Origin of the sequence: Mesorhizobium sp. M0408, assembly GCF_040321495.1 — a bacterium.
Lineage (GTDB): Bacteria > Pseudomonadota > Alphaproteobacteria > Rhizobiales > Rhizobiaceae > Mesorhizobium.
The window spans coordinates 154,196-179,634 of sequence record NZ_JAMYRO010000009.1; the positions used below are offsets into that span (position 1 = coordinate 154,196).

The window sequence follows — 25,439 nt, forward strand, 5'->3', positions numbered from 1 at the left end:
AAGAAAATCCAATCGTTTCTTTCCTTTTATGAAAGCCTGAGCGTTTGCGGGAACATCTCGATCAGACCGACCGGCGACTGGTCAAGCTGCTGTCGCAGGACGCGCAGCTTGGCGTCAACCGCCTTGCTGAGAAGATGGCGATCTCGGTGCCGACGGTGCGCATGCGGCTGCGCAACCTGCTCGACCGCAACCTGCTCAAGATCGTTGGGCTGCTCAACCTGACCGAGCGCCCCGAACTGATCTCGGCCATCGTCGGCATCAACGCGCAAGGGCGCGGCCGGGCCCGGGAACTGGCGCAGCGCATCTCCGAATTGCCTTTCGTGAACTCGGCCACCGTCGTCACCGGGCGCTTCGACATCATCGTCGACGTGACCGTGGCCGGCGATGTCGCCGATCTCTACCGCGTCACCAGCGAGCTGATCCCCGGCGCCGGCGAGCCGGGCGAGGTCGTGCGCAGCGAGACTTTCGTCGTCATGGCGTCCTGCAACAAATGGGTCAGCCTGCCGGAAGGTTGCTGGTCGGACGAGACGCGGAAGGAAATGGCATGAAGATCGCGGTTCTCGGCGGGCTCGGCCTGCAAGGCCGGGCGGCTATCGCCGACCTCGTTGCCAGCGACGGCGTCGAGCAAGTGGTCTGCGTCGACACTGCAACCGGCGGCGCTGCGCGGCTCGGCGGCCTGACCGACCTTGCCCGCGTGCGTTTTGTAGTGCCGGAGGGCGCGATCGGTCCGGCGCTGGCCGAGGTGATGAAGGACGTCGGTGCGGTCATCGACCTGTTGCCGCAGCCGCTGATGCGCGACGCGGTGCAGGCGGCGATCGCGACGCGCACGCCGCTGGTCACCACCAATTACGGCAAGGCCATCGCCGATCTCGCTCCCGAGGCCGAAAAGGCCGGCGTGTCGATCGTGACCGAATGCGGGCTCGACCCCGGCATCGACCTGGTGCTCTACGCGCGCGCCGCCAGCCAGTTCGACACCATCACCGCGATCGATTCCTACTGCGGCGGCATTCCCGAGCCGAAGGCGGTGGTCGAGCCGCTGCGCTACAAGGTGAGCTGGAATTTCGACATGGTTCTGGTCAGCCAGAACCGCGACAGCGTGCTGGTCGAGGACGGCAAACGGGTCGATGTGCCGGCCGCCCGCCAGCACGACAATCGTTTCATCCACGAGATCGAGGTGGCGGGACTGGGCAGGCTCGAAGCCTTCCCCAATGGCGACGCGCCGCATTATGCCGGCATGCTCGCCGCCGCCAAGGGGCTGCAGCGCTCCGGCCGCTATTCGCTTCGCTGGCCCGGCTGGTCGGCGTTCTGGGCGCCGCTGAAGCAGCTCGGCTTCCTGTCCGAGGACAAGGTGCAAAGCACCGGTGCCAGCCCACGCGAATTCCTCGGCCGGCTGCTTGGCCCGCAACTGCAATATGGCGCCGACGAAAAGGACCTTTGCGTCATGCGCAACGTCTTTGTCGGCAGCGAAGGCGGCCGCCGCAAGACGGTGACCTCGGAGCTGGTCATCGAACGCGACCTCGCCTCCGGCCTGTTCGGCATGAGCCTTGGCGTCGGCTATCCCGCCAGCATCGTGGCGCAGATGCTGGCACGGCGCGAGATCGCCACGCCCGGCCTGCTCAACCCGCTGCTGCATGTGCCGGATGGCCGCTTCCTCGATGAGCTCGCCAGGCGTGGCATCAATGTCGCCGAAACGGTGAGCTGGGATTGAAGATTTTCGAACGGTGGTTGCCGCCGGCAACGGCGCCGCCGCTCAAAAGCGCCCCCCAACGGAAATCAAAGGGGTGAAACAACAAGTGGAACAACAAACGACAACAAGGAGGAATGCCCAAATGAAGATTGCCAAGCTTTTCATCGCCGGCCTTGCGCTCGCTGGCCTTACCGCTGCCGCCAGTGCGGGAACGCTCGACGAGATCACCAAGCGCGGTGAGTTGCGTGTCGCCGTGCAGACGCAAGGCCCGCCCTTCTCGCTGGTGGGTGCTGCCGGCGAACGCACCGGCAGTTCGGTCGAACTCGCCGAACTGATGGCCAAGGAAATGGGCGTCAAGATCACCTTCCTCGACTTCGACTGGGACGGCCTGATCCCGGCGCTGCTGTCGGGCAAGGCCGATCTTCTGGTCGCCGACATGACCCCGACACTGGCGCGTGGCATGAAGGTCGCCTTCACCAAGCCTTACATGTACACGGGCAGCACAGTCTTCACCAAGGCTGGGACCGCCTTCAAGTCCACCGAGGACTGCAAGGCCAAGGGCACCAAGATCGCGGTGCTGCTCGGCGCCACCGGCGAGAAGGAAGCCAAGGCCGCCTTCCCCGATGCCGATATCAAGAGCTACAAGGGCGGCGGCCCGCTGTTGCTCGACGCCGTCAACAACGGCCAGGCCGATTGCGGCGTCAACGACGTCTCGGCGGTCAAGGGCCAGTCAACCGCTTACCCGGCCGGCAGCTTCATCATCATGCCGGACATGCTGTCGAAGGAGCCGCTGGCCTTCGCCACGCGCTATGACGAGCAGGACCTGCTGGTCTGGATGAACCTGTTCCTCGACCAGGTCAGCCTCGACGGCCGCCTGCAGAAGAACCTCGATTACTGGGTCAATTCCGACGCCTGGAAGAAGGATCACTAAGCGGCAATAGATTTCGGGCGGTTTCGCGCGCGTTCACGAAACCGTCCGAAGTCGCTTGTCCGCTAGAGGAACCCCGCCCCACCATGCTCGAAAACTTCAGCTTCCGCACCATCGTCGAATATCTGCCCCTGTTCGGGCAGGGCCTCGTCACGACCGTGTGGCTGTCTGTCCTCTCCTTTGCCGGCGCACTCGCCGTCGGCATCGTGCTCGCCGCCATGAACCTGCAGCGCGGCCGGCTGTTCCGCGTCCCGGCCAAGGCCTATATCGACGCGGTGCGCGCCACGCCGCTGCTGGCGCAGCTTTATTTCCTCTATTTCGGCCTGCCGCGGCTCGGCTTCGTCCTGCCCGAGCTCGTCGTCGGCATCTTAGCCCTGTCGCTGAACAGCGGCGCCTACGTCGCCGAGATCATCCGCGCCGGCATCCTGTCGATCCCGCGCGGCCAGGTCGAGGCCGGCGTCGCCTCGGGCATGACCTATGTCCAGCGCATGCGCCTCGTCATCCTGCCGCAGGCGTTCAAGGTGACGATCCCGCCGCTGCTCGGACAGGCGATCGTGCTGGTCAAGGATTCCGCGCTGCTGTCGCTGATCTCGGTCGCCGAATTGACGCGCGCCGGACAATTGCTCGCCTCCGACCGCTTCATGCCGGCCGAAGGTTTCATCACCATCGCCGCCTTCTACCTGCTGCTCTATTACGGGCTGAAGGGGTTGGCGGCGCTCTCCGGGCGCTGGCTCGGCCTGGCGGGGGCACGGACATGATCTGGCAGCAGCTGCAAAGCGTCGCCGGCAGCTATCCTCTCGCGCTACGCGGCCTCGGCATGACCGTGGTGCTGTCGTTGATCAGCCTGGTGCTGGGCACCTTGCTCGGCTTCGGCCTCGGCATCCTGCGCACCGGCGGCAACCGGTTGATCAGCGGCGCGATCGGCGCCTGGGTCGACCTGATCCGCGGCACGCCGTTCCTGGTGCAGATCTTCCTGATCTTCTTCATCCTGCCGGAACTCGGCATCGAGCTCGACGCCTTCACCGCCGGCATCATCGCGCTGACCAACCTGGCCGCCTGCTTCATCTGCGAGATCGTCGTCGCCGGCATCCGCTCGGTGCCATCAGGCCAGGTCGAGGCAGCACTTGCGTCCGGCCTGTCGCGCTGGCAGCGCATGCGCCAGGTGGTGCTGCCGCAGGCGATGCGCATCGTGCTGCCGCCGCTGGTCGGGCAATATGTGCTGCTGATCAAGGATTCCTCGGTCGTCTCGGCCATTGGCCTCACCGACCTCACCCGCGTCGGCTGGCTGGTGGTGCAGCGTGTACCCAATGGGCTGCTGGTCTTCTTCCTCGTCGGCCTCAGTTACTTCATCGTCTGCTACCCCCTGATCATGCTGGCCCGCCGGCTGGAGCAACGCATGGGCGCGGCGCATGGCGAGGTGCAATTGTGATGTCGAACCCCAGCAAAAATGGCACCGGCATGATCGAATTTCGCGGCGTCAACAAATGGTTCGGCCAGCTCAACGTGCTCAGGGATATCACGCTGAGCGTCGAGCCGCGCGAAGTGGTCGTCGTCTGCGGCCCGAGCGGCTCGGGCAAGAGCACCTTGATCCGCTGCATCAACGGGCTGGAGACGATCCGCGACGGCGACCTGACGGTCGACGGCCAGCGCCTCGGCGACCCCGCCACCAACATGACGCGGCTGCGCACCGAGATCGGCTTCGTCTTCCAGTCGTTCAACCTCTACCCGCACAAGACGGCGCTCGAGAACGTCACCCTGGCGCCGATCCATGTCCGCAAGATCCCGCGCGCTGAAGCCGAGAAGGCCGGGCGCGAATTGCTCGCCAAGGTCGGCCTCGCCGACAAGGTGAACGCCTATCCGGCGCAGCTGTCTGGTGGCCAGCAGCAGCGCGTGGCGATCGCGCGCTGCCTCGGCATGCGCCCCAAGATCATGCTGTTCGACGAGCCGACCTCGGCGCTCGATCCCGAGATGATCTCGGAAGTGCTCGACGTCATGGTCGCGGTGGCCGAGGAAGGCATGACCATGATGGTGGTGACGCACGAGATGGGCTTTGCCCGCAAGGTCGCCCAGCGCGTCGTGTTCATGGACGCCGGCGCCATTGTCGAGAGCGGCACCCCGGACGAGTTCTTCTCGCACCCGAAGACCGACCGCAGCCGCGCTTTTCTGAGCAAGATCCTGCGGCATTGACAGCAGCGACAATACGCACCGAACCTGCCGTCGCCTTTGCGCCGAGGTTGCGCACGAGCCTACAATGAATCATCCGCAGCGGCGCACTATGGCGACACACCGAGCGCGCGCAGTGCCTTGCCTGCCGCGACATATTCGATGAAGTCGTGGGGGCAGTCGCGTACCGCAAGCCGGTACCGCCGCAAGGCTTCATCGTCACGGCCGTCGAGCCGGTAAAACTCCGCGACATAGAGATTGGCCTCGCATAGATTTCCGCGTTTCTTGGCCGGGACCGGGACGGGATCGTCGGCTGCGGCCAACGCTGCTTCGGGCGTCTGTTCGCCAAGAAACATGCGAACCAGCGGCGCCGGCCAACTTCACGGCCGCGGCCAAGACACTTCGGGTCTCGCCGTCGGCGATCAGCAAGATGATCAGGCAACTGGAAGCGCGGCTTAGCGCGACCCTTCTGACGCGGACCACGAGGGCGACGAGCCTGACTGAAGCCGGCGAGAGGTTTTGAGCCAGGCAGGACCGGCGCTGGAGCTCATCCTTGCCGCAATGAGGGATGCGGGAAGCTTTGCCGAAAAGCCTGCCGGCCGGTTGCGGTTGAATGTCCCGCAGATGATCTATCCGAACTTCCTCAAAGTACCAGAAACTTAGGTAATTATACTTTCTAAATCCCTGCCCAAAGCGCCGACCTGGTTCCTTTCTTGGCTCCTGCGGACGTGGCCGCGCTGTTCGCGATCAAATCTTGCGCCGGGTTAACGTCCGCTCTGGGCCTAATATCTGCCGAAGCGTTCAGCCGACCAAGCGGCAGCAACGGGTGGCGAGCCGACGCTCCATGCGAACGCATGGAATGGCCAGCTTGCTGGGCTAGCGGACGTTGAATGTGGATCAATTCGGGCTGAAAAGAAGCACAGTTCCGGCTCGATGACGCCGGCAGAGCCGATGGTCCCGCCAGCGCAATTCCTTTCTCTGCCCGTTTCGGACCGACGCTTCTTAGAACGCGAAATCCGCGGACTGAACGACATCGGCTGGCAGCCAGGTTTCATGAACTTGCAAGATCTCGGGCCCCCGGCTGTAGCCGCGATCGCGGACCACCACCGTCGTGACCCGGCCATTGTTCGGTTGATCGGAGTCCTTCGCGTCGCGTTGCCATTCGTGGTAGTTCACGACCGCCAGGTCGGCGCTTTGATGGCTGATCCGGATGTCGCGTATCTTGATACGGAAGGCCGGATTCGATCCGTAGATGCTCTTCATGTAACCTGCGAAGTCTTTTTTCCCGAACGCCCTGCCGCCTGGCATGATGGCGACCAGATCTTCGCTGATCCGGTCGAGCGCGTTCTTCTTGAACGTCGCATCGTCGCCACGACATCGGCCCGTCACCCAGTCGGTGAAGAATTCGTGGATGTCGTGGATCGTCGCTTCGATTTCCTTCGTTTGAAGGGACATTTTTTCCTCCTGTCTTAAGATGATGCTGGATCAGGCGCTTTGTGCTGTGGCTTGCCCGACCGGACGCTCCTTGAGGACAGCCCGTACCACGCGAGCCACAGGCACATGAGAAGCGAGGAAATCAGCCAGATCGGACCTCCGATGCCGATCCCGAGCTGCTCACCGAGTGTCCACCCGGTTGCCGAAAGGATACCGAACGCCGAGCCGACGATCGCGGCCCATCGGGGCAGTATCCCGACGTCATCGCGGGCGTCGTGATACGCGACAAGCGCTGTCGCCAGGGCGAGCGCCCAGAATCCGTTACCCATGCCGCCGGAAAACGCCCACCAGGTCATGAAGGCGTTGGTGTCACCCCGGTCGGCCGCGACCGCGACCACCGATGCCTCGGCGACTGCGGTGGAGAACGTGGTCAGGGCGCCGAGAGCCATCACCATCCAGGCAGAACTCAGCATCGGCGAATGCCGGACCCGGGGGTTGAGCGCCAGGTTCAGGAACGAAGCGCCGGCGATCAGGAACAGCGCCGCTGCCGCCGTCCAATGGACCGTAGCCCATCGCCCATGGCCCTCGGCGATATTCTGCATCTGAACAGACAAATCCGCGTCCGGTGGCCCGTGAAAGACGAGCGCAGCCGCCAGCAGTAGCGTTCCGGTGGCGAGCCAGACACCGCCCGGCCCGCTCATGCTGTTATTATTCGTTGGCATCGGGAAAACGTCCTGTGGCCTTTACCACCCCATGAGGTTTAGACCCGCGCCACGGTTGCCCGCTTCGGCGTAAGTACCCACGCAACGAGAAATTTTGGCTTGGGTAGGATTACCCAAACACGTCCATGCCGATCAGGGCGTGCTCGACCGCATAGGCCGTGGCTGCCGCGCGCGTGCGCACGTTCAGCCGCGTCAGGATATCGCTAACGTGACGGTCTACCGTCCGCTGGCTCAGACCGAGCTCGCCGGCAACTTCCGGGTTGGTCAGGCCTGACGCGATCAGGCGCAGAACCTGCGTCTGTCTGGGGGTGAGAACTTCGCTGCCTGTCGCCGTCATAGTGACCCGCAGCTTGCCGGCAACGGCTTCGTCGGGGCGCGCGCCGAGCTCGCGGAAAAGTCTTATCGCTTCGTCCAGTTCGGTCCGCGCCGCTTCAGTATCGCCGGTTGCGAGACAGGCCCGCGCTGTCAGCACCCGCATCCGGGCAAGATGATAGGGCGCCCGAAGCTCCCAGAGGATCGCTACCGCGCGCCGGATATGGGCCAATGCCTCCGCGGCTCGACCAGCATGGATCAGCACCCGCGCGGTAGCCTCAGCGGCTGCGGCGCGGACTGCATCCGCGGAATATTGGCGCGCGCAGTCGTGCAGTGTTTCGCACAGCTCCCAAGCGTCATCGGCCGAACCGACAGCGAGAGTGATTTCCACCGCAGCCGGCAAGAGGCGGAGTTTGCCCGGCATGTCGTCGACGGACTGCAGTGCGCGGCGGATCGCCGAAAGGGCCGGCTGCTCGTGCCCCTGCTGAAATCGCATAAGCGCCAGCCCCGGCTGCGGATCGAACCCGAGCCTGCTCGCTGCGCGATAGGCGGCATCGGCCTCGTCCCATTGGCCGCGGAGGCGAAATACCTCGCCCTTCTGGTAGAATGCCGGACCGGCGTGGTGCTTCGAGGGCCCCTGCTGAAGGCGGATGCTGGCGACACCGGCCTCGCGGCCGGCCTCGTCCCAGTGGCCGTCGAGGATCAGGATTTCGGCCCGGTGGATCAGGCATCTGCCGGTGAAGGCAACGATGTCTGGCTGTCCCGCGCACCATCCGACCAGCGCCGATGTCCATTCCCTCGCCCGGCCCGTGGCATGAAATTTCTGACAGATCTCGATCACGCTGCAGTAGACCAGCCCGGTGACGATTGGTGAGAGCCGGCCCGAGGTGACCGAAACCATCACCTCGTCCAGCAGTTCGAAGCCGCGCACATAGTCGCCGCGCAGGATCAATATCCGCCCCTGAAGGTGGCGCGCGATAGCCAAGAGGTCCGGATCTTCGCAGCGCTGTCCGATCTCCGCGGCACGTGTTGCGTGCGCGAATGCTTCGTCCGGACTGTCGGCGGCGAGGCTTTGTTCGACCATTGGGAGCTGAAGGTAACCGTGTTCTGCACATTCCTGCGTATGATCCTCGACCAGCCGGTTGGCGCGCGTCAGCCATCCGCTGCCTTGGGCGAATTCACCGCGAAACATCAGGGTGAGCCCGATCCAGAAGCCGCAACGCGCTGCGGATCGTTCGCGTCCGTTCCGGAGATGCTCTTCGAAGGCCCTTTCGTAGTCCCGAACGAATTCCTCCTCGCGCCCAAGCATGTAGGCGGCTTCCCCGAGGCGCTGGAGCTCGGCGCCGCCAAGTTCACTGCAGCGGTCTCTGTCTGACAGTTCGCGGTGAAGCCTGGACCAATCGCCGCGATTGGCTAGCTCCGCATACGGATCCGATGCAACTGCACCGTCTTCCGGCGACTTGTCGGGTGATCGGTCGGAGGGCGCGGGCATAGCCTCAGAATAGCACATATCTTGCTGAGGAGGTGGCGCCAGGTTACCAACGTGACAGAAGTTCGTTTCGGGCTCAATCGAGCCGTTCATCGCGTCCGCCGCCGAGGACCGGGAACGGTGATGGAATGCTGCCATTCGTCTCGTCGATGGGAACGAGTAGGTAGCGCCAATATCGCGACATTCATGGCGCTTCTCAAAGCTCCCCTCGCGCAACGGCTCGATCGACCCATTTCTGCCGTTCCGATATCGGCCTCACCACCTCCAAGGCGGACATTCACCCATTATTCGGCGAAAAATTCGGCGAAAAATCTCGTTCCGATCAAAGCCGCCCTACTTCGTTGCAGCGGCTGCGGTTTCCCCCGGCGGCATAATCCGCATCATGAAGGTCGACACCGCTTCCCCGGGTTTGAACGGGCCGGGAACCTGGTGGCTGACCGGCTTCACACTTTGGAGGAATGCCGCGATCGCCATGGCGTCATCCGCGGTGAGATGCGCAAAATCGCGCCAAGGCATGATCGGCGCCAGGATGCGGCCGTCCGGCCGTTCGCCGGTCTGGATCGCGGTGACGATCTGCTCCGGGGTCCAGCTTCCGATACCGGTCTCCTTGTCAGGCGTGATATTACGGCCGACAAAGACACCAAGGCCAGGAATCTCGAAGCCCACATCTGAACCGCCAAGGAAGTGCGACATGTCGGGCTTCCCGAAGAAGTAACCGGATGTGTGACAGTCGCTGCAGCCGGCAATCGTAACCAGATATTCGCCGCGCGCGATCTGTGTGTCATCGGCCATGGCCGCGTAAGATGGCAGGGCAACAATCGACGCTGTCAAGAATGCAAGATGAACTGGTGTCCGAAACATTGCTTCCTCCCTGTGGTCTGTTCGTGGTTTGTCCGTCGACCTCCCGCGCCGTCAACCGGTCGCAATTCCCCGATTTTAACCGCGTCGGGGACGCTGAATTCTAGCATGGCCAGCACGTAGTAACTATCAGCGATCAATTGGACCGTCGGCACTTGTCGTGCCCCGTTGAGCGCAAGTGTGATGGAGCGTGCTCAGCCGACGCACAATGCCTTGTTTTGGCGCGATCGAGCCACGCACGGTGATGGATCGACTTCGTCGCCTGAAATGCCTTGTACGGTCGGACCGGGTCGAACTCGGTCGTTCAGAATGATTGGGTTTTGACCTAAAACGTCAGCCGGCTGTGGCCGGCGGCTTCAGCCGAACGTCGCCAAAGGTTCGGTTCGGACCTCGACCCACTGGCAGCGCCGGCTCTCGTGATAGAAGGACAGGAAGGGCGGCGGGAACGCAGGGTCCGCGAAAGCGCCCACCGGGATGACGGTCAGACCGGGCTGCGTGTCGATCCGGTAATGGACGGTGGTGCCGCAATCCGGGCAGAAGCTGTAGATGACGCGGCCGCCCTCGTCGCCAATGCGCGTGAACTCCGCCGAGCGGCCCTGGACAAAAACGTCACCTTCCTCAAACCACGCGTTGAAGCTGAACGCGCTGCCGGTGCGTCGCTTGCAGGCCAGGCAATGGCAGACGAGACGCGTACCGGCTCGCCCGAGCAGGTGGCTGACAGCTGAGCGCAGGAACATTCGGCGCGCCGCGTGATCATGGCTGGCTCCTCTCACGATTCCCTGAACGATATCGCTGCGTATCGGTGCTCAATTCGGCCCGCTTCTCATCCGAGACGACTGCGAGGTCTAGGACCTTCTGCAATTCGGCCGCGTGGCGGAACGACGGTTCAGCCTGGACGCCGCTGCGGACCGCATCGACGAAGCGCTGGTAGTTGGTCGGCACCGTTCCGGCGTCCAGAACTTGCCATTTGGCGTTCTCGACATCCTCGCCGATGCAGGCTTTCAGCTCCGAGCCGGTCAGATTGTGCACGACTTCGATGCCGCCCTTGTCGCCGTAGATGCGCAGGCGGAGTTCGTTCAAATGGCCGGTTGCCCAGCGGCTGGCATGGACGACGCCGAAGGCGCCATTGCTGAAATCAAGCGCCATGGTGAAGCTGTCGTTGGCGTCGAGCTCGTATTCGCCGATCCGGTTGCCGGGCGCCTTGTCGAAGGATCTCAGGCGGCAGAACACATGGTCGATGTCGAGCGCCGCGCCATAGCTGGCGAAATCGAGAATGTGGATGCCGACGTCGCCCAGCACGCCATTGGAGCCGTGGCCGCGCGACAGCCGCCACAGCCATTTCGGATCGGTGCGCCAGTCGCCCCAGAACTTGGATATCAGCCAGCTCTGCAGATAGGACGCCTCGACATGCCTGACGGTGCCGATCTCGCCTGCCAGCACCATAGCGCGCGCTCTCTGCAGCGGCGCGACATTGCGATAGGTCAGGTTGACCATGTTGATGATGCCGGCCCGCTCGGCGGCATCGGCCATCTCACTGGCTTTCTGGTAATTTTCGGCCAGCGGTTTCTCGCACAGCACCGGCTTGCCCGCCGCGATCAGCATCATGGTGGTCGGATGGTGGATGCGATCGGGCGTCACGTTCGCCACCGCGTCGAACTTGCCCCATGCCAGCGCCTCGTCCAGCGACGCGAAGCGGTTGGGGATACCATAGATGTCCGAAAACTTGTCGACACGCGTGCGGTCGAGATCGACGGCGCCGATCAGTTCGACGCCCTCGATCTTGCCGAACTGCCTGGCGTGCTCCTCCGCCATCCAGCCGGTGCCGAGTATCAACAGACGCATGATTCTTATCCTTAGGACAGGGCTTTATCTTCTTGTTCGATCATGGATTTGTCGTCTAGCGGAAGCCGGCTTCGCCGGCGGAATGAAGTTTTCCGCCGCGCTCGACGATCGGCTCGAGCGCCTTTTCCACCGGCACGTTCGGCGCATCGAGGATGGCCGGATTGGCGCCTTGCGGGTTGTGCGCCCATCTCACCGCATTGCGCAGCACCTTCTGGACATTGGCGTCGTGATAGGTCGGATAGGTCTCATGGCCTGGCCTGAAATAGAAGATGTTGCCGGCGCCGCGACGATAGGTCAGCCCCGACCGGAACACTTCTCCGCCCTGGAACCAGGAGATGAAGACGGTTTCGAGCGGCTCCGGCACGGCGAACTGCTCGCCGTACATCTCCTCGTTCTCGAGCTCGAAATACTCGCCAAGTTCCGCGGCGATCGGATGGCTTGCGCTGGTCACCCAGAGCCGTTCGCGCTCGCCGGCCTCGCGCCATTTCAGCGTGCAGGGCGTGCCCATCAGCTTCTTGAAGATTTTCGAGAAATGGCCGGAATGGAGAACGATCAGCCCCATGCCTTCCCAGACGCGGCGCGCCACGCGCTCGACCACTTCGTCGGCGACGGCGCCATGGTCCTTGTGCCCCCACCACAGCAAGACATCGGTCTCGGCCAGACGGTCGGCCGGCAGCCCATGCTCCGGCTGCTCCAGCGTTGCCCACGACACTGATATCTCCGGGTCGAGCTTCAGTGCATTGGCGATCGTCGCATGCATGCCGTCGGGATAGATGCCCGCGACCACCTCGTTGGTCCGCTCATGGATGTTCTCGCCCCAAACGACAGCGCGTATTGTCATGATGTCCTCGTGATTGTTTGAAGCTGGAGCCGCCCCTACGGGTCAGTCATAATATCCTCGGCCGGGAATGAAAACCGTTTCGCGGCCGGCTGCTGACAATCCGTTGGAAATCCGGCGGGGAAGTCCACACTGCAAAGCCAGCGATGCCGGCGGGACAGCGCCCCCCTCTGTCCTGCCGGACATCTCCCCCACTTGGGGGGAGATTGGATATCACGCCGGTTTTCGCAAATCGCCAACGTTGCAGGAATGAGCGGAGCGTGAAAACTGCCGATCTCCGCCCTCGTGGGGGAGATGTCCGGCAGGACAGAGGGGGGCGCGAAGGAACGCTACAGAGCGGCTTTCATTCTCCGCCGCCCGCGAGCAATCTAAGCGCCTCGCCCCTCTTGGGCGACGCGTGTCAGCGGCTTCGACAGCCGCGGCACGACTACAAGCCGCTTGATCTTGCCCTTCTTGTAGGCGGCGAGGAAGCGGGCATAGTCCTTGAAGACGACGCAGCCATTGGATTCGGCGCGCCCGCCGCGCAGCATGTAGGTGTGGGCGAGCAGGCCGTCGCGGCCATATTTGTTGCTGCCGCTGGCCGGCGTCAGACGGATCGCCTCGACACCGTGAAAGCGCGATTCCCGCATCGTCAGATTGTAGGTATCCGGCGGCGTCGGGCCGACATTCTTCTTGTGGACGTAGCGTGGCTGGTCGACCATCGCGCCCAGTCCCGAATGTGCCTCCAGCCGCGAGCCGTCGGGCATATAGACGGTCTTGGCCGAGATGTCGTAGACGGCGACGCCAGTACCCATGTTGGGCGTGGTGAACAGGTTCCTGAAGGCTCCGCCGAGACCGCCGGAAGGCATGTCGGGCTTGGCATAGGCCAGCATGTCGCCGCCCTGCGTCTTCGACCGTTTGCCCGGCTTGCCCGACACGGCCGGCACTGCCGCTTGTGACGAATTGCGAGGCGACAGGCTGCCGGGTAGCGTCTCGGCCGGCGGAGCGTCGGCCGTCTGCACCTTGCTCGCCCTGGCGGTCCTAGAGGTCTGCGCCTTGGGCGGCTCCGTTTTCGATGCTTGATCCTTTTGCGCCTGGGCCCTTGGCGCCTGGTCTTTTGGCGCCTGATCTCTTGACGCTTGAGCCCGCGGCGCCTCGGCCGGCTTATCGATGTCCGCCCGCGGACGCAGCGTCGGCAGCGGAATGCTGTCGGGCATGTCGTCTTGCGGCGGCAGCGAGGCTAGCTGGACCTCAGGTTCTTGCGGCTCTTGCGAAGCCGCGGGCTCGCTTGCCGCGATGGCTGCCGGGAGCACATCGATCATCTGCTCCGGCAATGTATTCGCCAGCGCCAGCGCCAGGCGCGACGAGCGTTCGATCTCCGCCACCTCCGGCCCGAAGCGCACCGGTGCCGGGCCGTTCGGGTCGGGTATGCGTACCGGCTCGGCGAACCGGGCGTGGGCCGGCAGGCTGGCGAGCATGACGGGAGAGCGGGCTGAGGCACGGGCAAAGGCGGCGGCAAGCTTTTGCGGCGACAGCGCGGCCTTGGCGACCACGTCGTCGAAGCTCGATTGCCGCGACGCATCGGCGACAAGCGGCACGGTGTTGCGCTTGAGGCGGGCCGATTTTCCCTGGTGGACGAAGTTCGACGCCGACCGCAGGCAGTTGGCATCGCACCCGTGCTGCAGCAGCTTGGCCGACAGCGCCGCGTTGGCCGCGGCCCATGTCGGGGCCTGCGCCTTTGCAAGGCTGCGGCGAGGATCGGCAAGCGCGATGGTGCGCGGCGCGAGCAGGCTTTGCGGGAGACCGTTGGAAGCGGCGCTGAGCGAGGTTCCCACTGAATAAAGGCCGGCCAAAGTCGCCACCGACCATAAAGCAATGGCTGCGCCGACGGCCGGAACCGCGACCCAGCGTAGGCCGGGCCTCATCGAAGTCAATCCAGTTGCAGGACTGTCACCCCGGGTTTTCGCACTTACAAACGCCATTCAACCACTCTCAATCGGCCGATGCCGGCTAGCGGATTTCGCAGCCGTGACATTCACAGTTCGCCTGGTGCCCCCAGCACGCTTTGCGTCTGTTGCCGATTGATTCAAAAGATGGACAAAGTTGGTTAACCAATCCCTCTACCGACCGCCGATTGGGCGACGGTCACACCGAAAAACGCCCTCCAAAACCTGCATAGTTGGCAAAACTGCCCTCCAATGATGACTTTGCTGCCCGTTTTTGTCGGCCGAGTCAAGAAAGCGAAATGACTAGACCTTGCTGGGCGGAGTCGGCCATGGCTGCGAAAGTGAAGCCGGGCCGACCAGAATCTTGCGGCCGGCAGCCGCCGCCATCAAGCCCCGGCGATCGATCAGACCGGCGATTATCGAGCGGGCACTTGTCGACCTGCCACTCGGCGAATGAACGATTAACGTCTGAGAATTCGGGACAGCGGCAAGATGTTTGCCGCGCAGCAGCTGAATGTCGCCAAGTGCCGGAGCGGGATATCCAACACCTAGGCCACAGCCACCACTATGTGAGCCTGGATTTTGGCGGCAACCTTGCCGCTGCCATGCCTGTCTGCAATGGCGGCTGCGGCATAGTCGGTTGCAGCGTCCAGTTTTCCCGCCTCTCTGGCCTCGATTTCATTGCGAAGGAGAGTGCCCTGGCAATAAGCAACGGCCGGAAGGCGCGGCGAGGAGGCACGGCTTTGTTCGGCTCTCGTCTCGATCACCGCACCGGAAAAACCTGCGTCCTCCAGCTCGCTACGGATCAGTGCCGTATCGTGGCAGCCATGCGGCGTGCGTGCCAGAAAGCGCGGCGGATCGTTCGGAAAAATCCTCGCCAGGGCATTCGTCACATCGTCCGCAAATACATTCTCTTCGATGCGATCCCATACGCTGAATAGAAAATGTCCTCCGGGCTTCAGGACTCGCCGGGCTTCGCGATAGGCAGATGAGCGGTTGGGAAAGAACATCGCGCCGAACTGACAACAAACGAGATCGAAGGCCGCATTTTCAAACGGTAGCGCCAGAGCATCCGCCTGACGCCATTTGATGCGATCGTCGGGAGCTTGCCGCGAAGCGGCGTAGTCGAGCATCGGCTGGTTGAGGTCGGTTACGACATAGCTTGCACCGGGCGACAGTTTTGGCGCCAATGCGCGGGTGACAACCCCGGTGCCCGCGGCGGTTTCCAAAACGGCGCTTGGCGACAAGGACGCTGCCCGTCGTGCAAGATCTGCGGCGAACGGCTCGAAAATCAACGGCACCATATAGCGGTCGTAGTTTTCCGGAATTGAGCCGGCGAATACCTTGTCCGTTTCCAACATTGCTATCCCCCGCCGTCCGTTTGATGGCTCGTCAGCATAGCATGGAATTGTTTGCTATTCGGTCGCATTCGACCGGGAGGCGGTTCGCTCCCGGAAGCTCCGAAACGCCGTGCTGCAATTATCTGCATATGTGTTAATATATTGTGGTCATGCGCATTGGTGCGTGGCCAAACATAAAATGGGAGGATGCGATGAAAACCATAAATCGCAGGTCTGCAATCGCGCTTGGCGTGACGGCGGCAGCGGTAACGCCTTTGTTCACGCTGGCGGCTGCTGCAAAGGTCAAGAAATACGGCCCGAAGGAAGGCAAGGAGATAGCCCCCGGCGTCAGATTGGTCGAGGTCGGCACCGGCAATTCCGATATCCCCGCTTACAAGAGCATCTCAATTGTCGATATAGTCTTTCAGCCCGGAGCAGCCGCCCCTCAAATGGTGATGGACAACGACATGGTCTGCACCATTGCTGCCGGTGAATTCACGATCAAGAAGGCGGACAAGGAATTCAAGCTCAAGGAAGGTGACGTGTACACCTGCTCCAAGGGCAAGACCGACGAGGCAGCCAACACCAGCAAGGTGGTCGGCATCCACCGCATCGCCGTCTTGATACCTGCCTAGGGCATGCCGCCGAAAATCGGGCCCGCGTCCTCCATCAGGGACGCGGGCCTTTTGATGACGTGCGTGGCCTTGAGCGGTTCATCGTTTCACCGCTTCGACCCGGTCGACTTCGTCCAAATGTGGTGAGGCTCATGCTGTTCATGGTTTTCCTCCGATTTTTACTTATGAGCGGTTCTCCCTCCGCCCGCTTTGAAAGGGTGCGATTATATTAGAGATCGCGCAGGTTTCCGGCTGACTGCTGCATTGGCGGAGTGGCAATCGGCAGCGCGCTGAGCGTTTTGGAGTTCACGAAATGGCCCGGTGCTCTTCCCGAGCTGCCTCCCAGACCTCGCGCGCCGCGTCTGCATTCAGTGCCGCGATTCCCAGGCCGACGATCAGATCCGGCCACGCCGAGCGCCACAGGAAGGCCGTCACCAATCCGGCCAGTATGATCGCAACATTGGCGACCGCATCGTTGCGGGCCGAGAGGAATGCCGCCCTGGTAAGACTGCCGCTGTGATGGCGGTAGCGCGCCAACATGTAGGCGCATGACAGATTGACCGCGAGAGCGCCCAACCCCGCCAGCGTCAGAGCCGTTGGCTGCGGCGGCACCGGCATGTTGAACTTTTCCCACGCGGTCCACAGCGTCGCCAGGCCCGGCACCAGCAGGATAAGCGCCAGCGCCATGCCGACCCGCGAGCGGGCACGCAGCGACCATCCCATGGCGAGCAGTATGAGGAGATTGACCGAGGCATCTTCCAGAAAATCGACGCTGTCGGCGAACAGCGACACCGAGCCGATCGCCAGCGCGACGGCGAATTCAATGCCGAAATAACCCAGGTTCAGCAGTGCGACGACAAGCACCACCCGGCGAAGGCCGTCCGACGTGATGGCTTGCTGCATGGTCTGCCCTTGGCATGATGCCGTTGTCGCTCTTACCAGCTGCTTTTCCAACGCAACAGCCGCATGGAATTGGCCGTCACCAGCACCGTCGCCCCGGTGTCCGCGAGAATGGCGGGCCAGAGGCCGGTGATGCCGGCGATCGTCGTCACCAGGAACACTGCCTTCAGGCCCAACGCAATGGTGACGTTCTGCTTGATGTTGGCCATGGTTGCGTGGGACAGCCTGATCATGGCCGCAACGTCGCCGACGCGTCCATGCAGCACCGCTGCGTCAGCCGTTTCAAGGGCCACATCGGTGCCGCCGCCCATGGCAATGCCGACATCGGCCGCGGCAAGTGCCGGCGCATCGTTGATGCCGTCGCCGACCTTGGCTACCCTAAGCCCCTGCCCCTTCAACTCGCCGAGGATGCCCTGCTTGTCCTCCGGGAGCAGTTCGGCGCGCACCTCGATGCCGAGCTGTTTGCCGATGGCAGCCGCCGTGCGCTTATTGTCGCCGGTTAGCATGACTGTCCTGATGCCTGCATTGGTCAGCGCCTTTAGCCCGGCGAAAGCATCCGGCCGGGGTTCGTCGCGCATGGCAATGAAGCCGGCCAGCGCGTTGTCTACAAGCAGCACCGCCACTGACTTGCCTTCATCGTTCAATGCCACGATGCGCGCCGCCTGGTTTGCTGGCAGCGGGTTTATCTCGCCCGCCGCGACTGGCGATCCCAGAAACAGGTTCTTGCCGCCGACACGACCGATAACCCCTTTACCGCCGATCGCTTTGGCTTCGGCGGCAGGCGGCACGGGAATGTTGCCGGCTTTGGCCCTTTGGAGGATGGCCAAAGCGAGGGGATGGCTCGAGCCGATCTCAAGCGCTGCCGCGAGCGAAAGGATGTCGCGTTCACTGGCACCCACCGCAACGACATCGGTGACCTGCGGCTTGCCGAGCGTCAGCGTGCCGGTCTTGTCGAGCGCCACGGCGGTGATGGTCGCGAGCCCTTCCAGCACCGCCCCACCTTTCATCAGCAGGCCGCGCCGGGCTCCGGCCGAAAGCGACGCCGCGATCGCCGCCGGAACTGAAATGACCAGCGCGCACGGGCAGCCGATGAGCAGCAGCGCCAGCCCCTTGTATATCCATTCGTTCCAATCGCCGCCCAAGAGCAGCGGCGGTGTGGCGGCCACGAGCGCCGCGACGGCGACAACGCCGGGCATGTACCAGCGCGAAAAGCGATCGATGAAGCGCTCGGTCGGCGCCTTGTTTTCCTGCGCCTCCTCGACCAGCTTGATCACGCGTGCAATCGTGTTGTCTGCGGCGGTCGCCGTCACCTTGACGCGCAGCACGCCGTCGCCGTTGATAGTGCCGGCAAAGACCGTGTCGCCGACGTCCTTGCGCACCGGCACGCTTTCACCGGAGACGGGTGATTCATCGATGGCGCTCCCGCCTTCGGTGATCTCGCCGTCAGCCGGAATCCGGTCGCCCGGCCGCACGAGGATGATGGCGCCCACAGCCAGGCTTTCGGCCGGCACCTCGCGGGTCTGGCCGTCTTTCTCGACGAACGCGGTTTTGGGAACGAGGGTCGTGAGCGCTTGAATACTGGACCGTGCCTTGCCGGCCGCAACCCCTTCGAGCAACTCGCCGATCAGGAACAAGAAGACCACCGTCGCCGCTTCCTCGCCGGCACCGATGATGACGGCCCCGGCCGCCGCCACAGTCATCAGCATTTCGATTGTGAACGGAATGCCTGCCGCTGCGGCCATGGCCGCTCGGCGCGCGATCGGAGCCAGGCCGAGCAGCATTGCGGCGATGAAGGCCCACGGGCCGGTCGCAGGCCAGGCGTAATCAATCGCGAAAGCCACGGCCAAGGCGACCCCGCTGGCGATGGCCAGGCGGCCCTTGGCGCTGTCCCACCATAGCTCCGACGCCGGCGCATCATCGTTATCATGTAACCCCGCTACGTTCTCGTCGTGATTGCGCCTTCCGTCGGCATGGTTGTCGGATTGATCGGACGCCGGCGTCCCAGGCTTGGAGGTCAGCGGAGCGACGGCGTAGCCGAGGCCGGTGACCTTCCTCTCGATCGCGCCGAGATTGCTTTCGGGAGTATGAGTGACCGTCAGAGTGCCCGCCGAAACGGATACGTTGATGTCCTGAACACCAGGCATCCGCCGCACGGCCGTACCGATTTTGCTGGCGCAACCGGCGCAATCCATGCCTTCCACGCGGTAGCGGGTCTGTTGTTTGGTCGCAGCCATGGTGAACCTCTTGTATCTTCGAGCGCGACGCTACATCCTCTAGCGACTAGAGGAGCAAGCGAAATGCCAGCAGGTGTGACCATCGGTGAAGCGGCCCGACACAGCGGCGTGAAGGTTCCAACCATCCGCTACTATGAGCAGATAGAGTTGCTTCCTGCCGCTGCCCGCAGCGAAGCCAATCGCCGGCAGTATGAAGCGGCAGACTTGCGCCGGCTCGCCTTCATCAGGCACGCGCGCGAGTTGGGGTTCGGGATCGAAGCCATCAGGGCGCTGCTGACGCTGCAGGATAATCCCAGCCAGCCTTGTGCGACCGCCGACGCCATTGCCCAGGCGCGTCTGGCCGACGTGGTTCAGCGGATACGCAGCCTTACAGCGTTGAAAGCCGAGCTGGAGCATATGGTCGAAGGCTGCCGGCACGGAAAAGTCTGCGAATGCCGTGTCATCGAAGTGCTGGCGGATCACGATAAATGCGAGCATCCTCACCATTGATTTGCCAGAGCAGAGCTCGCGTCAGCCCCGATGTCGCGGCATCCGGAGCTTGCAAAAGCCGCATTTTACGGTCAACCTGAGCGGATGATGGCACGCCTGTCACCAAAACACCTTCTGGTCATGCTTCTCGCGGTCATCGTGACCGCCGGGTTCAGCCTGTCCGCCGCTCAGGCTGCTGTGATGTCGGCCAGGATGGGAGTCGACGGCCGCATGACCATGGCCGCAGATACCGGCACCACCGACGCCGACATGGCCAAGATGGCCGATGCCAGGGACGGTGACTGCAACGCTTGCCTCAAGGGCTCGGCCGGCAATGACAAACCGATGCAATGTGCGCCGACCTGTGTCGCACCGGTTCTGGCGGTGCTGCCGGAGGCTCTCCCCGTGACGGGACTGCCGCAGCCCGAGCTGCCGTCGGCGCGTCCCGCCCCGTTCCTGCACGGGCGAAGTCTGCTGCCCGAGCCATTCCCTCCAAGACCCAGCGCTCTCGTCTGACGCCGTTTCTGCCGTTCCACGGCTGATTAGCGGCGTTTGATCGCCCGGTTGCGCGTACTGCGCAGCGGGCGCGGTAGCAATTCAATCGACGTCGCGACGTTCGCCGTCGGTTACCGCAAGGGTCACAAAAGTGAATTCCGTTTCAAATCCGTTCATAACGCGCCGCAAATTCCTGCTTGCGGCAGCAAGCATTGCCGCCGCGCCGATCCGCCCTACGCTGGCGATGGCCACGGGCGAATACCGGATCAGGGTGGCGCCGAGCCAGGCACGGTTCGCCGGCCCTGATGGTCCGCGCACTCCGGTATGGGCCTATGATGGCACGATCCCCGGCCCGACACTGCGCTTGCGCCAGGGGCAGCCCGCTCGGATCATCGTCGAGAACGGACTGGACGAAGACACCACGGTTCACTGGCATGGCATCCGGCTGCCGAACGCCATGGATGGCGTGCCCGGCCTGACGCAGAAGCCGATCAGGCCAGGTGAAAATTTCATCTATGAATTCACCCCGCCCGATGCCGGCACCTTCTGGTATCACCCGCACGCCAACAGCCTGGTCCAGCTCGGCCGTGGCCTTGCCGGCGCACTGGTCGTCGAGGAGGTCGAGCCGGTCGCCGTCGACCGTGACATTCTGTGGCTGCTGCAGGACTGGCGGCTTGCGGCCGATGGGCAGATCGCCGGCGGCTTCGGCAGTGCCATGGATGCGTCGATGTCGGGCCGCGTCGGCAATGTCGTCACCATCAACGGCACGGGGCCAGGCGATCGGAGCGTGCAGGCCGGCGAGCGCGTCAGGCTGCGGCTCGCCAATGCCTCGCTTGCCCGCATGATGGCGCTGCGCTTCGAAGGCCACCGTCCGGTCGTCGTCGCCATCGACGGCCAGCCCTGCGATCCGCATGAACCGGAGGGCGGTCGCCTGGTGCTGGCGCCCGCCATGCGCATCGACATCGTGCTCGACATGCAGGGCCACCCCGGCAGCCGCCACGCGGTGATCGACGATTTCTACGACGGCCTCGCCTATACGCTGACCACGCTGGCCTATGACGCAGCGCCGCCGCTGAGAACCCATCCGCTCGACACGCCTGTCGGCCTGCCGCGCAACCCCTTGCCCCAGCCCGACCTCGCTGGCGCCGAGCGCCAGGAGATCGTCCTGCAGGGCGGCATGATGGGCGGCGGCAAGCTCAAGGGCGTCGGCGGCATGATGGGCATGGGGATGATGGGCATGAACGGCGGTGCGGCCTGGGCGATCAACGGCATGTCGATGACCGGCGACGGCCATGCCGGCATGGCGCCGCAGTTCACGCTGAAACGCGGTGTGACCTGCCATCTCACCATGCGCAACGAAACCGCCTGGTGGCACCCGATGCATGTCCACGGCTTCAGCCTGTCGGTCATCTCGCGCAACGGCTCGCCGGTGCCGCACCGGCAATGGCAGGACACGGTGCTGCTCGCCCCCAAGGATACGATCGAATGCGCCTTCGTCGCCGACAATCCGGGCGACTGGATGCTGCACTGCCATGTCGCCGATCACCAGATGGCCGGCCTGATGACGGCGTTCCGCGTGACCTGAAACGTTTTATCCAACCAAGGAGAACTGCAATGAAACTGACCCACCGCCTTGCCGCACTGTCCCTGCTGATCGCAACGCCGCTGCCCGCCTTCGCCGCAACGATCAACGCCGTCATGTACAAGAACCCGCAATGCAGCTGCTGCGAGTCCTACGCCAACTATCTCGAGCACAACGGCTTCAAGGTCGACATAAAGCCGGTCAACAATCTCTCCCAGATCAGCAGCGATGCCGGTGTGCCGGCCGACCTCGAAGGCTGCCACACGCTGATGGTCGACGGCTATATCGTCGATGGCCTGGTGCCGGTCGAGATCGTCAAGAAGCTTTTGACCGAGCGCCCTGCCATCACCGGCATAACGCTCGCCGGCATGCCGGCCGGCGCCCCAGGCATGGGTGGCGAGAAGCAAGGCCCCTTCGTCGTCTACGCCTTCACCAAGGACGGCAAGGCGCCCACCGTCTACGCGACCGAGTGAGGACATTGTGAGCAAACTAGCTATGGTCCTGGTTGGCATGCTGCTGGCGTTTTCGTGGCCGGTATCAGCCGCTGAGCCGCCGCAGAACTTTGCCGTTCACGAGGCGCCCGTCCCCGTGCCGGAAATCAGCTTCGAGGATGGCAATGGCAAGCCGAAAATGCTTGCGGATTTCCACGGCAAGGTCGTGCTGCTTAACGTCTGGGCGACATGGTGCGCGCCCTGCCGCAAGGAGATGCCGACGCTCGATCGCCTACAGGCCAAACTCGGCGGTCCGGATTTCGAGGTCGTCGCGTTGTCCATGGACCGCGCCGGTCCTGAGATTGTGAAGAAGTTCTTCGCCGACATCGGCATCAAGCACCTCGCCCTCAACATCGACGTCTCGGGCAGGGCCATGTTCGCCATCGGCACCGTCGGCCTTCCGGCAACCCTGCTGGTCGACCGCGACGGCAAGGAGATCGGCCGGCTGATTGGGCCGGCCGAATGGGACGTCCCCGACATGGTCGACTTCATCCGCAGCCGCATCGCCGCCAAGTGAGAAAGGGACAGATATGTTCGGGCTAAAGGCTCGCTGCGTTGCATCGGCTTTGAACGAATGGAGGTGCTTGCTGCTAAACGTAATTGCCATTGCGGCGCTGACCGCGGGCTTTTCGTATCAGGCGCAAGCCCACTCGCTCGACGAAATCGACGCCACGCTTGAGGCCGACGAGAAATATTTCCAGCCGATCGACAAGCCGGCGCCTGATTTCACGCTGCGCACCGCCGACGGGCGTGTCGTGCGGACGGCCGATCTGCGCGGCAAGGTGGTCGTCCTCCACTTCATCTACACGTCGTGCCCGGATGTGTGCCCTCTTCATGCCGAGAAGATCGCCGAGATCCAGAAAATGGTGAACGGCACGCCGATGAAGGACCGGGTCAGCTTTGTGACCATCACCACCGACCCGACCAGGGACACGCCGGACGTGCTCAGCAAATACGGGCCGGCGCACGGGCTCGATCCCGTCAATTGGCTGTTCCTGACCACGATGGAGGATCAGCCGGAGGATGCGACCCGCAGACTGGCGGAGGCCTTCGGCCACAAGTTCACGCTGACGGATGATGGTTATCAGATGCACGGCACCATCACCCATGTGATCGACAAGGAGGGCCGCTGGCGGGCGAATTTCCATGGCCTGGATTTCGCATCGGTCAATCTCGTCACATTCGTCAATGCGCTTACCAACAATGTCGAGCGCCCGCACCATGAGCAGGAAACGGGATGGTGGGCGAAAATCAAGGGCATGTTCTGAGGCATCATTTGCACGTGCCGGCGGTCCGGCGAAACAGAGGGAAGGAGAACCCTGTGACCCACAAGTCCAATCCATTGAGCGGAGCCGTCGGCAAAATGGCCCGTGCCGTCATGCTGGCCGGCGCGACGATCTGGCTCGCGCTCGGTCTCCACAATCAGGCGATCGCCGCGGGCGAGATGTCCCAGGACCAGTTCGACCAGCGCATTCACGACTACATTCTTGCGCATCCCGAGGTGCTCGTGCAGTCGCTGCAGAGCCTCGACGCCCGCCAGCGCGAGGCTGCCGCAAAAGAGGCGAAAGCCGCTTTGACGGACAAGGCGGACGAGATTTTCCGGGACCCGGCGAGCCCGGTCGGCGGCAACGCCGAAGGCGACGTCACCATGGTCGAGTTCTTCGACTACAACTGCCCCTATTGCCGGCAGGTTGCGCCGATCATGGCGCAAGCAATGGCCGACGATCCGCAGCTCAAGATCGTCTACAAGGAATTCCCGATCCTCAGCACGGATTCCGTATTTGCTTCCAAGGCGGCTCTCGCCGCCGTGCGCCAGGGCAAATACATGGCGTTCCACAAGGCCTTGTATGCGGTGAAGACGCGGGTGACCGAAGCGGTCGTACTGAAGGTGGCTGCCGACGTCGGTCTCGATGTGGCTAAACTGAAGACCGACATGCAGCAGCCCGATATCCAGGCGTCGATCGACCGGAATACGCAACTGGCCCAGGCGCTGAAGATCAGCGGAACGCCAAGCTTCGTCGTTGGCGAGCAGATTTTCCCCGGCGCGACCGACCTCGCAACGATGAAGAAACTGATCGAGCAGGCGAGGACCAGCAAATGAGCCGAATATTTTGCCCAAACCGACGGACGGTTGTTCTGGGGAGCGCCTTTGGCGCCGCTGCGGTCGTGAGCCTGCTCAAGGGGCCGGATTTGGCGATCGCCGCTGAGGATCCCGATCTGGCACGCCGTTTCAGATATCTCAGCCAGAACGGCAACAGCACGTGTTCGGCCAAGTTCACGGAATCGATCGCGACCATGCCGGCGATGTCGCGGATCACGGGCTCGTGCTGCAGCCCAATGGAGACGAAGCGCTATGCCGAGCAGGTGAGCGGCCTGGCCAGGTACCGCGAGATCGCGATGATCCCAAGCGATCCGTACGATATTCCGGCCGGCATCGCACAGAAGATGATGCCCTACTACGATGTGAAACTCTCCGGCGAAGAGCAGCAGGCCTACGACTATGCGATGGCCAATTCCAACGAGAAAGGCCCATGCTGCTGCCAATGCTGGCGCTGGAAAGTGTATGGCGGGCTGGCGAAGTTCCTGATCCGCGAGCACGGTTTCACCGGCAAGCAGGTCGTCGACGTCTGGGATCTCTCAGACGGTTGCGGCGGAGGAGAGTAGAGCCGGCGACAACTCGGCTGCGGTTCAACAAGCGCTCTCAACCTGTTCTACCTTCTTGAAAGGAGCGCTTGACCTCCCGGTGGCTGGAACCGTTAGGCTCATTGCTAACTTCCGGAGGTCGTCCAATTGCGGACCGAACCATGAATTTCGAAAGGCAGCTACTGGCCCTGTTAGAGAGGCATATCGGCAAGGCAGATCAGATGTCGCGGAACACTTGCTGCGGGCACTGGAGGCGCTGGATTAAAGCCTTGCCCTTTCGGAGTTACCGCGCGGTCAGCATGTTCTGACAGAAGCCTATTATGAACTCGTTCGTCGATAGCGTTGAACGTGCCTTGATTGACCGGCAAGCCACTGCCTTCGTGGGCTGATCGAGTTCGCCTTGACGGGCGTACATGGCGAACTAGTTCCCCTCGCAATCGCCGGTGGCAGCGGCGGCGGGAGGGATGATTGTGA

General features: G+C 63.2%; 29 protein-coding genes. 17 read left to right on the forward strand and 12 right to left on the reverse strand.

What is annotated here, in order from left to right:
• The first annotated feature begins 44 nt into the window (after positions 1-44).
• The 6 genes from NKI67_RS13275 (at position 45) to NKI67_RS13300 (ending at position 4,802) form a co-directional block, all read left to right on the forward strand.
• Positions 45-548 (forward strand): Lrp/AsnC family transcriptional regulator, encoded by a 504-nt coding sequence (locus tag NKI67_RS13275; protein WP_352569107.1) that lies wholly within the window; start codon positions 45-47, stop codon positions 546-548.
• The gene (locus NKI67_RS13280; protein ID WP_352569106.1) at positions 545-1,708 is read left to right on the forward strand and encodes a saccharopine dehydrogenase family protein; all 1,164 of its coding nucleotides are present in this window, start codon (positions 545-547) and stop codon (positions 1,706-1,708) included. The genes NKI67_RS13275 and NKI67_RS13280 overlap by 4 nt, the downstream gene beginning before the upstream one ends.
• Before the next feature lie 121 nt (positions 1,709-1,829).
• Positions 1,830-2,618 carry an ABC transporter substrate-binding protein gene (locus tag NKI67_RS13285; RefSeq protein WP_352541231.1) on the forward strand — a complete coding sequence of 263 codons (789 nt, stop codon included), beginning with the start codon at positions 1,830-1,832 and terminating at the stop codon, positions 2,616-2,618.
• Between the two features lie 83 nt (positions 2,619-2,701).
• Positions 2,702-3,373, forward strand: a complete 672-nt coding sequence (locus NKI67_RS13290) for an amino acid ABC transporter permease (protein WP_023720609.1) — start codon at positions 2,702-2,704, stop codon at positions 3,371-3,373.
• A complete protein-coding gene (locus NKI67_RS13295) occupies positions 3,370-4,044 on the forward strand; it encodes an amino acid ABC transporter permease (protein WP_352645538.1) in 675 nt (224 codons plus the stop codon). Before NKI67_RS13290 ends, NKI67_RS13295 begins: the two co-directional genes overlap by 4 nt.
• Positions 4,045-4,073: 29 nt before the next feature.
• Entirely contained in the window at positions 4,074-4,802 is a 729-nt protein-coding gene (locus NKI67_RS13300) for an amino acid ABC transporter ATP-binding protein (protein ID WP_502907141.1), read from the forward strand.
• An 86-nt stretch (positions 4,803-4,888) separates the two neighbouring features.
• On the opposite strand, the gene NKI67_RS13305 is transcribed toward NKI67_RS13300, so the two are convergent.
• Positions 4,889-5,134 carry a hypothetical protein gene (locus NKI67_RS13305; protein WP_352645542.1) on the reverse strand — a complete coding sequence of 82 codons (246 nt, stop codon included), beginning with the start codon at positions 5,132-5,134 and terminating at the stop codon, positions 4,889-4,891.
• Positions 5,135-5,208: 74 nt separating this feature from the next.
• On the opposite strand from NKI67_RS13305, the gene NKI67_RS13310 reads away from it, so the two are divergent.
• Complete coding sequence (locus tag NKI67_RS13310) at positions 5,209-5,301, forward strand: LysR family transcriptional regulator (protein WP_352473773.1); 93 nt, start codon at positions 5,209-5,211, stop codon at positions 5,299-5,301.
• A gap of 479 nt (positions 5,302-5,780) precedes the next feature.
• Here NKI67_RS13310 and NKI67_RS13315 read toward each other — a convergent pair whose 3' ends face one another.
• From NKI67_RS13315 to NKI67_RS13325, 3 genes are all read right to left on the reverse strand, one after another.
• Positions 5,781-6,233 carry a nuclear transport factor 2 family protein gene (locus tag NKI67_RS13315; protein WP_352645544.1) on the reverse strand — a complete coding sequence of 151 codons (453 nt, stop codon included), beginning with the start codon at positions 6,231-6,233 and terminating at the stop codon, positions 5,781-5,783.
• A gap of 14 nt (positions 6,234-6,247) precedes the next feature.
• Entirely contained in the window at positions 6,248-6,913 is a 666-nt protein-coding gene (locus tag NKI67_RS13320) for a hypothetical protein (RefSeq protein WP_352645546.1), read from the reverse strand.
• 130 nt (positions 6,914-7,043) lie between these two features.
• The gene (locus NKI67_RS13325; protein WP_352645548.1) at positions 7,044-8,330 is read right to left on the reverse strand and encodes a LuxR C-terminal-related transcriptional regulator; all 1,287 of its coding nucleotides are present in this window, start codon (positions 8,328-8,330) and stop codon (positions 7,044-7,046) included.
• Between NKI67_RS13325 and NKI67_RS13330 the strand changes: the two genes are divergently transcribed.
• Complete coding sequence (locus NKI67_RS13330) at positions 8,319-8,621, forward strand: hypothetical protein (protein ID WP_198023562.1); 303 nt, start codon at positions 8,319-8,321, stop codon at positions 8,619-8,621. The genes NKI67_RS13325 and NKI67_RS13330 overlap by 12 nt on opposite strands.
• Before the next feature lie 447 nt (positions 8,622-9,068).
• On the opposite strand, the gene NKI67_RS13335 is transcribed toward NKI67_RS13330, so the two are convergent.
• The 6 genes from NKI67_RS13335 to NKI67_RS13360 form a co-directional block, all read right to left on the reverse strand.
• Positions 9,069-9,596, reverse strand: coding sequence for a c-type cytochrome (locus tag NKI67_RS13335; RefSeq protein ID WP_031211934.1), 528 nt, complete (start codon positions 9,594-9,596; stop codon positions 9,069-9,071).
• Positions 9,597-9,949: 353 nt separating this feature from the next.
• Complete coding sequence (locus tag NKI67_RS13340; protein WP_352587219.1) at positions 9,950-10,330, reverse strand: GFA family protein; 381 nt, start codon at positions 10,328-10,330, stop codon at positions 9,950-9,952.
• Positions 10,331-10,346: 16 nt separating this feature from the next.
• The gene (locus NKI67_RS13345; protein WP_352576507.1) at positions 10,347-11,435 is read right to left on the reverse strand and encodes a Gfo/Idh/MocA family protein; all 1,089 of its coding nucleotides are present in this window, start codon (positions 11,433-11,435) and stop codon (positions 10,347-10,349) included.
• A gap of 55 nt (positions 11,436-11,490) precedes the next feature.
• Complete coding sequence (locus tag NKI67_RS13350; RefSeq protein WP_352645549.1) at positions 11,491-12,276, reverse strand: ThuA domain-containing protein; 786 nt, start codon at positions 12,274-12,276, stop codon at positions 11,491-11,493.
• Positions 12,277-12,641: 365 nt separating this feature from the next.
• Positions 12,642-14,177, reverse strand: coding sequence for a DUF2778 domain-containing protein (locus NKI67_RS13355; protein WP_023677239.1), 1,536 nt, complete (start codon positions 14,175-14,177; stop codon positions 12,642-12,644).
• Positions 14,178-14,746: 569 nt separating this feature from the next.
• Positions 14,747-15,559 (reverse strand): class I SAM-dependent methyltransferase, encoded by an 813-nt coding sequence (locus NKI67_RS13360; RefSeq protein WP_352645551.1) that lies wholly within the window; start codon positions 15,557-15,559, stop codon positions 14,747-14,749.
• A 191-nt stretch (positions 15,560-15,750) separates the two neighbouring features.
• On the opposite strand from NKI67_RS13360, the gene NKI67_RS13365 reads away from it, so the two are divergent.
• On the forward strand, positions 15,751-16,173 hold the full coding sequence (locus tag NKI67_RS13365; RefSeq protein ID WP_031211929.1) for a cupin domain-containing protein: 423 nt from the start codon (positions 15,751-15,753) through the stop codon (positions 16,171-16,173).
• A gap of 285 nt (positions 16,174-16,458) precedes the next feature.
• Here the strand turns inward: NKI67_RS13365 and NKI67_RS13370 are convergent, their stop codons facing one another.
• Together NKI67_RS13370 and NKI67_RS13375 are read right to left on the reverse strand one after the other, a co-directional pair.
• Entirely contained in the window at positions 16,459-17,055 is a 597-nt protein-coding gene (locus NKI67_RS13370) for a cation efflux transmembrane domain-containing protein (RefSeq protein ID WP_352645553.1), read from the reverse strand.
• Between the two features lie 32 nt (positions 17,056-17,087).
• Entirely contained in the window at positions 17,088-19,286 is a 2,199-nt protein-coding gene (locus NKI67_RS13375; RefSeq protein ID WP_352645555.1) for a heavy metal translocating P-type ATPase, read from the reverse strand.
• A 63-nt stretch (positions 19,287-19,349) separates the two neighbouring features.
• Between NKI67_RS13375 and NKI67_RS13380 the strand changes: the two genes are divergently transcribed.
• From NKI67_RS13380 to NKI67_RS13415, 8 genes are all read left to right on the forward strand, one after another.
• Positions 19,350-19,775, forward strand: a complete 426-nt coding sequence (locus NKI67_RS13380; RefSeq protein WP_352645557.1) for a MerR family transcriptional regulator — start codon at positions 19,350-19,352, stop codon at positions 19,773-19,775.
• Between the two features lie 87 nt (positions 19,776-19,862).
• Positions 19,863-20,270: a hypothetical protein gene (locus NKI67_RS13385; protein WP_352645559.1), complete on the forward strand. Its 408-nt coding sequence runs from the start codon at positions 19,863-19,865 to the stop codon at positions 20,268-20,270.
• 130 nt (positions 20,271-20,400) lie between these two features.
• Complete coding sequence (locus tag NKI67_RS13390; protein WP_352645561.1) at positions 20,401-21,834, forward strand: multicopper oxidase family protein; 1,434 nt, start codon at positions 20,401-20,403, stop codon at positions 21,832-21,834.
• Positions 21,835-21,863: 29 nt separating this feature from the next.
• Positions 21,864-22,304 carry a DUF411 domain-containing protein gene (locus NKI67_RS13395; RefSeq protein WP_023677230.1) on the forward strand — a complete coding sequence of 147 codons (441 nt, stop codon included), beginning with the start codon at positions 21,864-21,866 and terminating at the stop codon, positions 22,302-22,304.
• A gap of 7 nt (positions 22,305-22,311) precedes the next feature.
• Positions 22,312-22,839 (forward strand): TlpA family protein disulfide reductase, encoded by a 528-nt coding sequence (locus tag NKI67_RS13400; protein ID WP_156937355.1) that lies wholly within the window; start codon positions 22,312-22,314, stop codon positions 22,837-22,839.
• A gap of 67 nt (positions 22,840-22,906) precedes the next feature.
• Positions 22,907-23,590: an SCO family protein gene (locus tag NKI67_RS13405; protein ID WP_502902184.1), complete on the forward strand. Its 684-nt coding sequence runs from the start codon at positions 22,907-22,909 to the stop codon at positions 23,588-23,590.
• Positions 23,591-23,643: 53 nt separating this feature from the next.
• A complete protein-coding gene (locus tag NKI67_RS13410) occupies positions 23,644-24,423 on the forward strand; it encodes a DsbA family protein (RefSeq protein ID WP_031211922.1) in 780 nt (259 codons plus the stop codon).
• A gap of 65 nt (positions 24,424-24,488) precedes the next feature.
• On the forward strand, positions 24,489-24,986 hold the full coding sequence (locus NKI67_RS13415; RefSeq protein ID WP_352645564.1) for a hypothetical protein: 498 nt from the start codon (positions 24,489-24,491) through the stop codon (positions 24,984-24,986).
• Positions 24,987-25,439 lie beyond the last annotated feature (453 nt).

Excerpts from the sequence above, each read along its gene's own strand:
- NKI67_RS13280 (WP_352569106.1), top strand. The coding sequence starts at position 545 with ATGAAGATCGCGGTTCTCGGCGGGCTCGGCCTGCAAGGCCGGGCGGCT.
- NKI67_RS13285 (WP_352541231.1), top strand. The coding sequence starts at position 1,830 with ATGAAGATTGCCAAGCTTTTCATCGCCGGCCTTGCGCTCGCTGGCCTT.
- NKI67_RS13290 (WP_023720609.1), top strand. The coding sequence starts at position 2,702 with ATGCTCGAAAACTTCAGCTTCCGCACCATCGTCGAATATCTGCCCCTG.
- NKI67_RS13295 (WP_352645538.1), top strand. The coding sequence starts at position 3,370 with ATGATCTGGCAGCAGCTGCAAAGCGTCGCCGGCAGCTATCCTCTCGCG.
- NKI67_RS13300 (WP_502907141.1), top strand. The coding sequence starts at position 4,074 with ATGATCGAATTTCGCGGCGTCAACAAATGGTTCGGCCAGCTCAACGTG.
- NKI67_RS13305 (WP_352645542.1), bottom strand. The coding sequence starts at position 5,134 with ATGTTTCTTGGCGAACAGACGCCCGAAGCAGCGTTGGCCGCAGCCGAC.
- NKI67_RS13310 (WP_352473773.1), top strand. The coding sequence starts at position 5,209 with ATGATCAGGCAACTGGAAGCGCGGCTTAGCGCGACCCTTCTGACGCGG.
- NKI67_RS13315 (WP_352645544.1), bottom strand. The coding sequence starts at position 6,233 with ATGTCCCTTCAAACGAAGGAAATCGAAGCGACGATCCACGACATCCAC.
- NKI67_RS13320 (WP_352645546.1), bottom strand. The coding sequence starts at position 6,913 with ATGAGCGGGCCGGGCGGTGTCTGGCTCGCCACCGGAACGCTACTGCTG.
- NKI67_RS13325 (WP_352645548.1), bottom strand. The coding sequence starts at position 8,330 with ATGGTCGAACAAAGCCTCGCCGCCGACAGTCCGGACGAAGCATTCGCG.
- NKI67_RS13335 (WP_031211934.1), bottom strand. The coding sequence starts at position 9,596 with ATGTTTCGGACACCAGTTCATCTTGCATTCTTGACAGCGTCGATTGTT.
- NKI67_RS13340 (WP_352587219.1), bottom strand. The coding sequence starts at position 10,330 with ATGTTCCTGCGCTCAGCTGTCAGCCACCTGCTCGGGCGAGCCGGTACG.
- NKI67_RS13345 (WP_352576507.1), bottom strand. The coding sequence starts at position 11,435 with ATGCGTCTGTTGATACTCGGCACCGGCTGGATGGCGGAGGAGCACGCC.
- NKI67_RS13350 (WP_352645549.1), bottom strand. The coding sequence starts at position 12,276 with ATGACAATACGCGCTGTCGTTTGGGGCGAGAACATCCATGAGCGGACC.
- NKI67_RS13355 (WP_023677239.1), bottom strand. The coding sequence starts at position 14,177 with ATGAGGCCCGGCCTACGCTGGGTCGCGGTTCCGGCCGTCGGCGCAGCC.
- NKI67_RS13360 (WP_352645551.1), bottom strand. The coding sequence starts at position 15,559 with ATGTTGGAAACGGACAAGGTATTCGCCGGCTCAATTCCGGAAAACTAC.
- NKI67_RS13365 (WP_031211929.1), top strand. The coding sequence starts at position 15,751 with ATGAAAACCATAAATCGCAGGTCTGCAATCGCGCTTGGCGTGACGGCG.
- NKI67_RS13370 (WP_352645553.1), bottom strand. The coding sequence starts at position 17,055 with ATGCAGCAAGCCATCACGTCGGACGGCCTTCGCCGGGTGGTGCTTGTC.
- NKI67_RS13375 (WP_352645555.1), bottom strand. The coding sequence starts at position 19,286 with ATGGCTGCGACCAAACAACAGACCCGCTACCGCGTGGAAGGCATGGAT.
- NKI67_RS13380 (WP_352645557.1), top strand. The coding sequence starts at position 19,350 with ATGCCAGCAGGTGTGACCATCGGTGAAGCGGCCCGACACAGCGGCGTG.
- NKI67_RS13385 (WP_352645559.1), top strand. The coding sequence starts at position 19,863 with ATGGCACGCCTGTCACCAAAACACCTTCTGGTCATGCTTCTCGCGGTC.
- NKI67_RS13395 (WP_023677230.1), top strand. The coding sequence starts at position 21,864 with ATGAAACTGACCCACCGCCTTGCCGCACTGTCCCTGCTGATCGCAACG.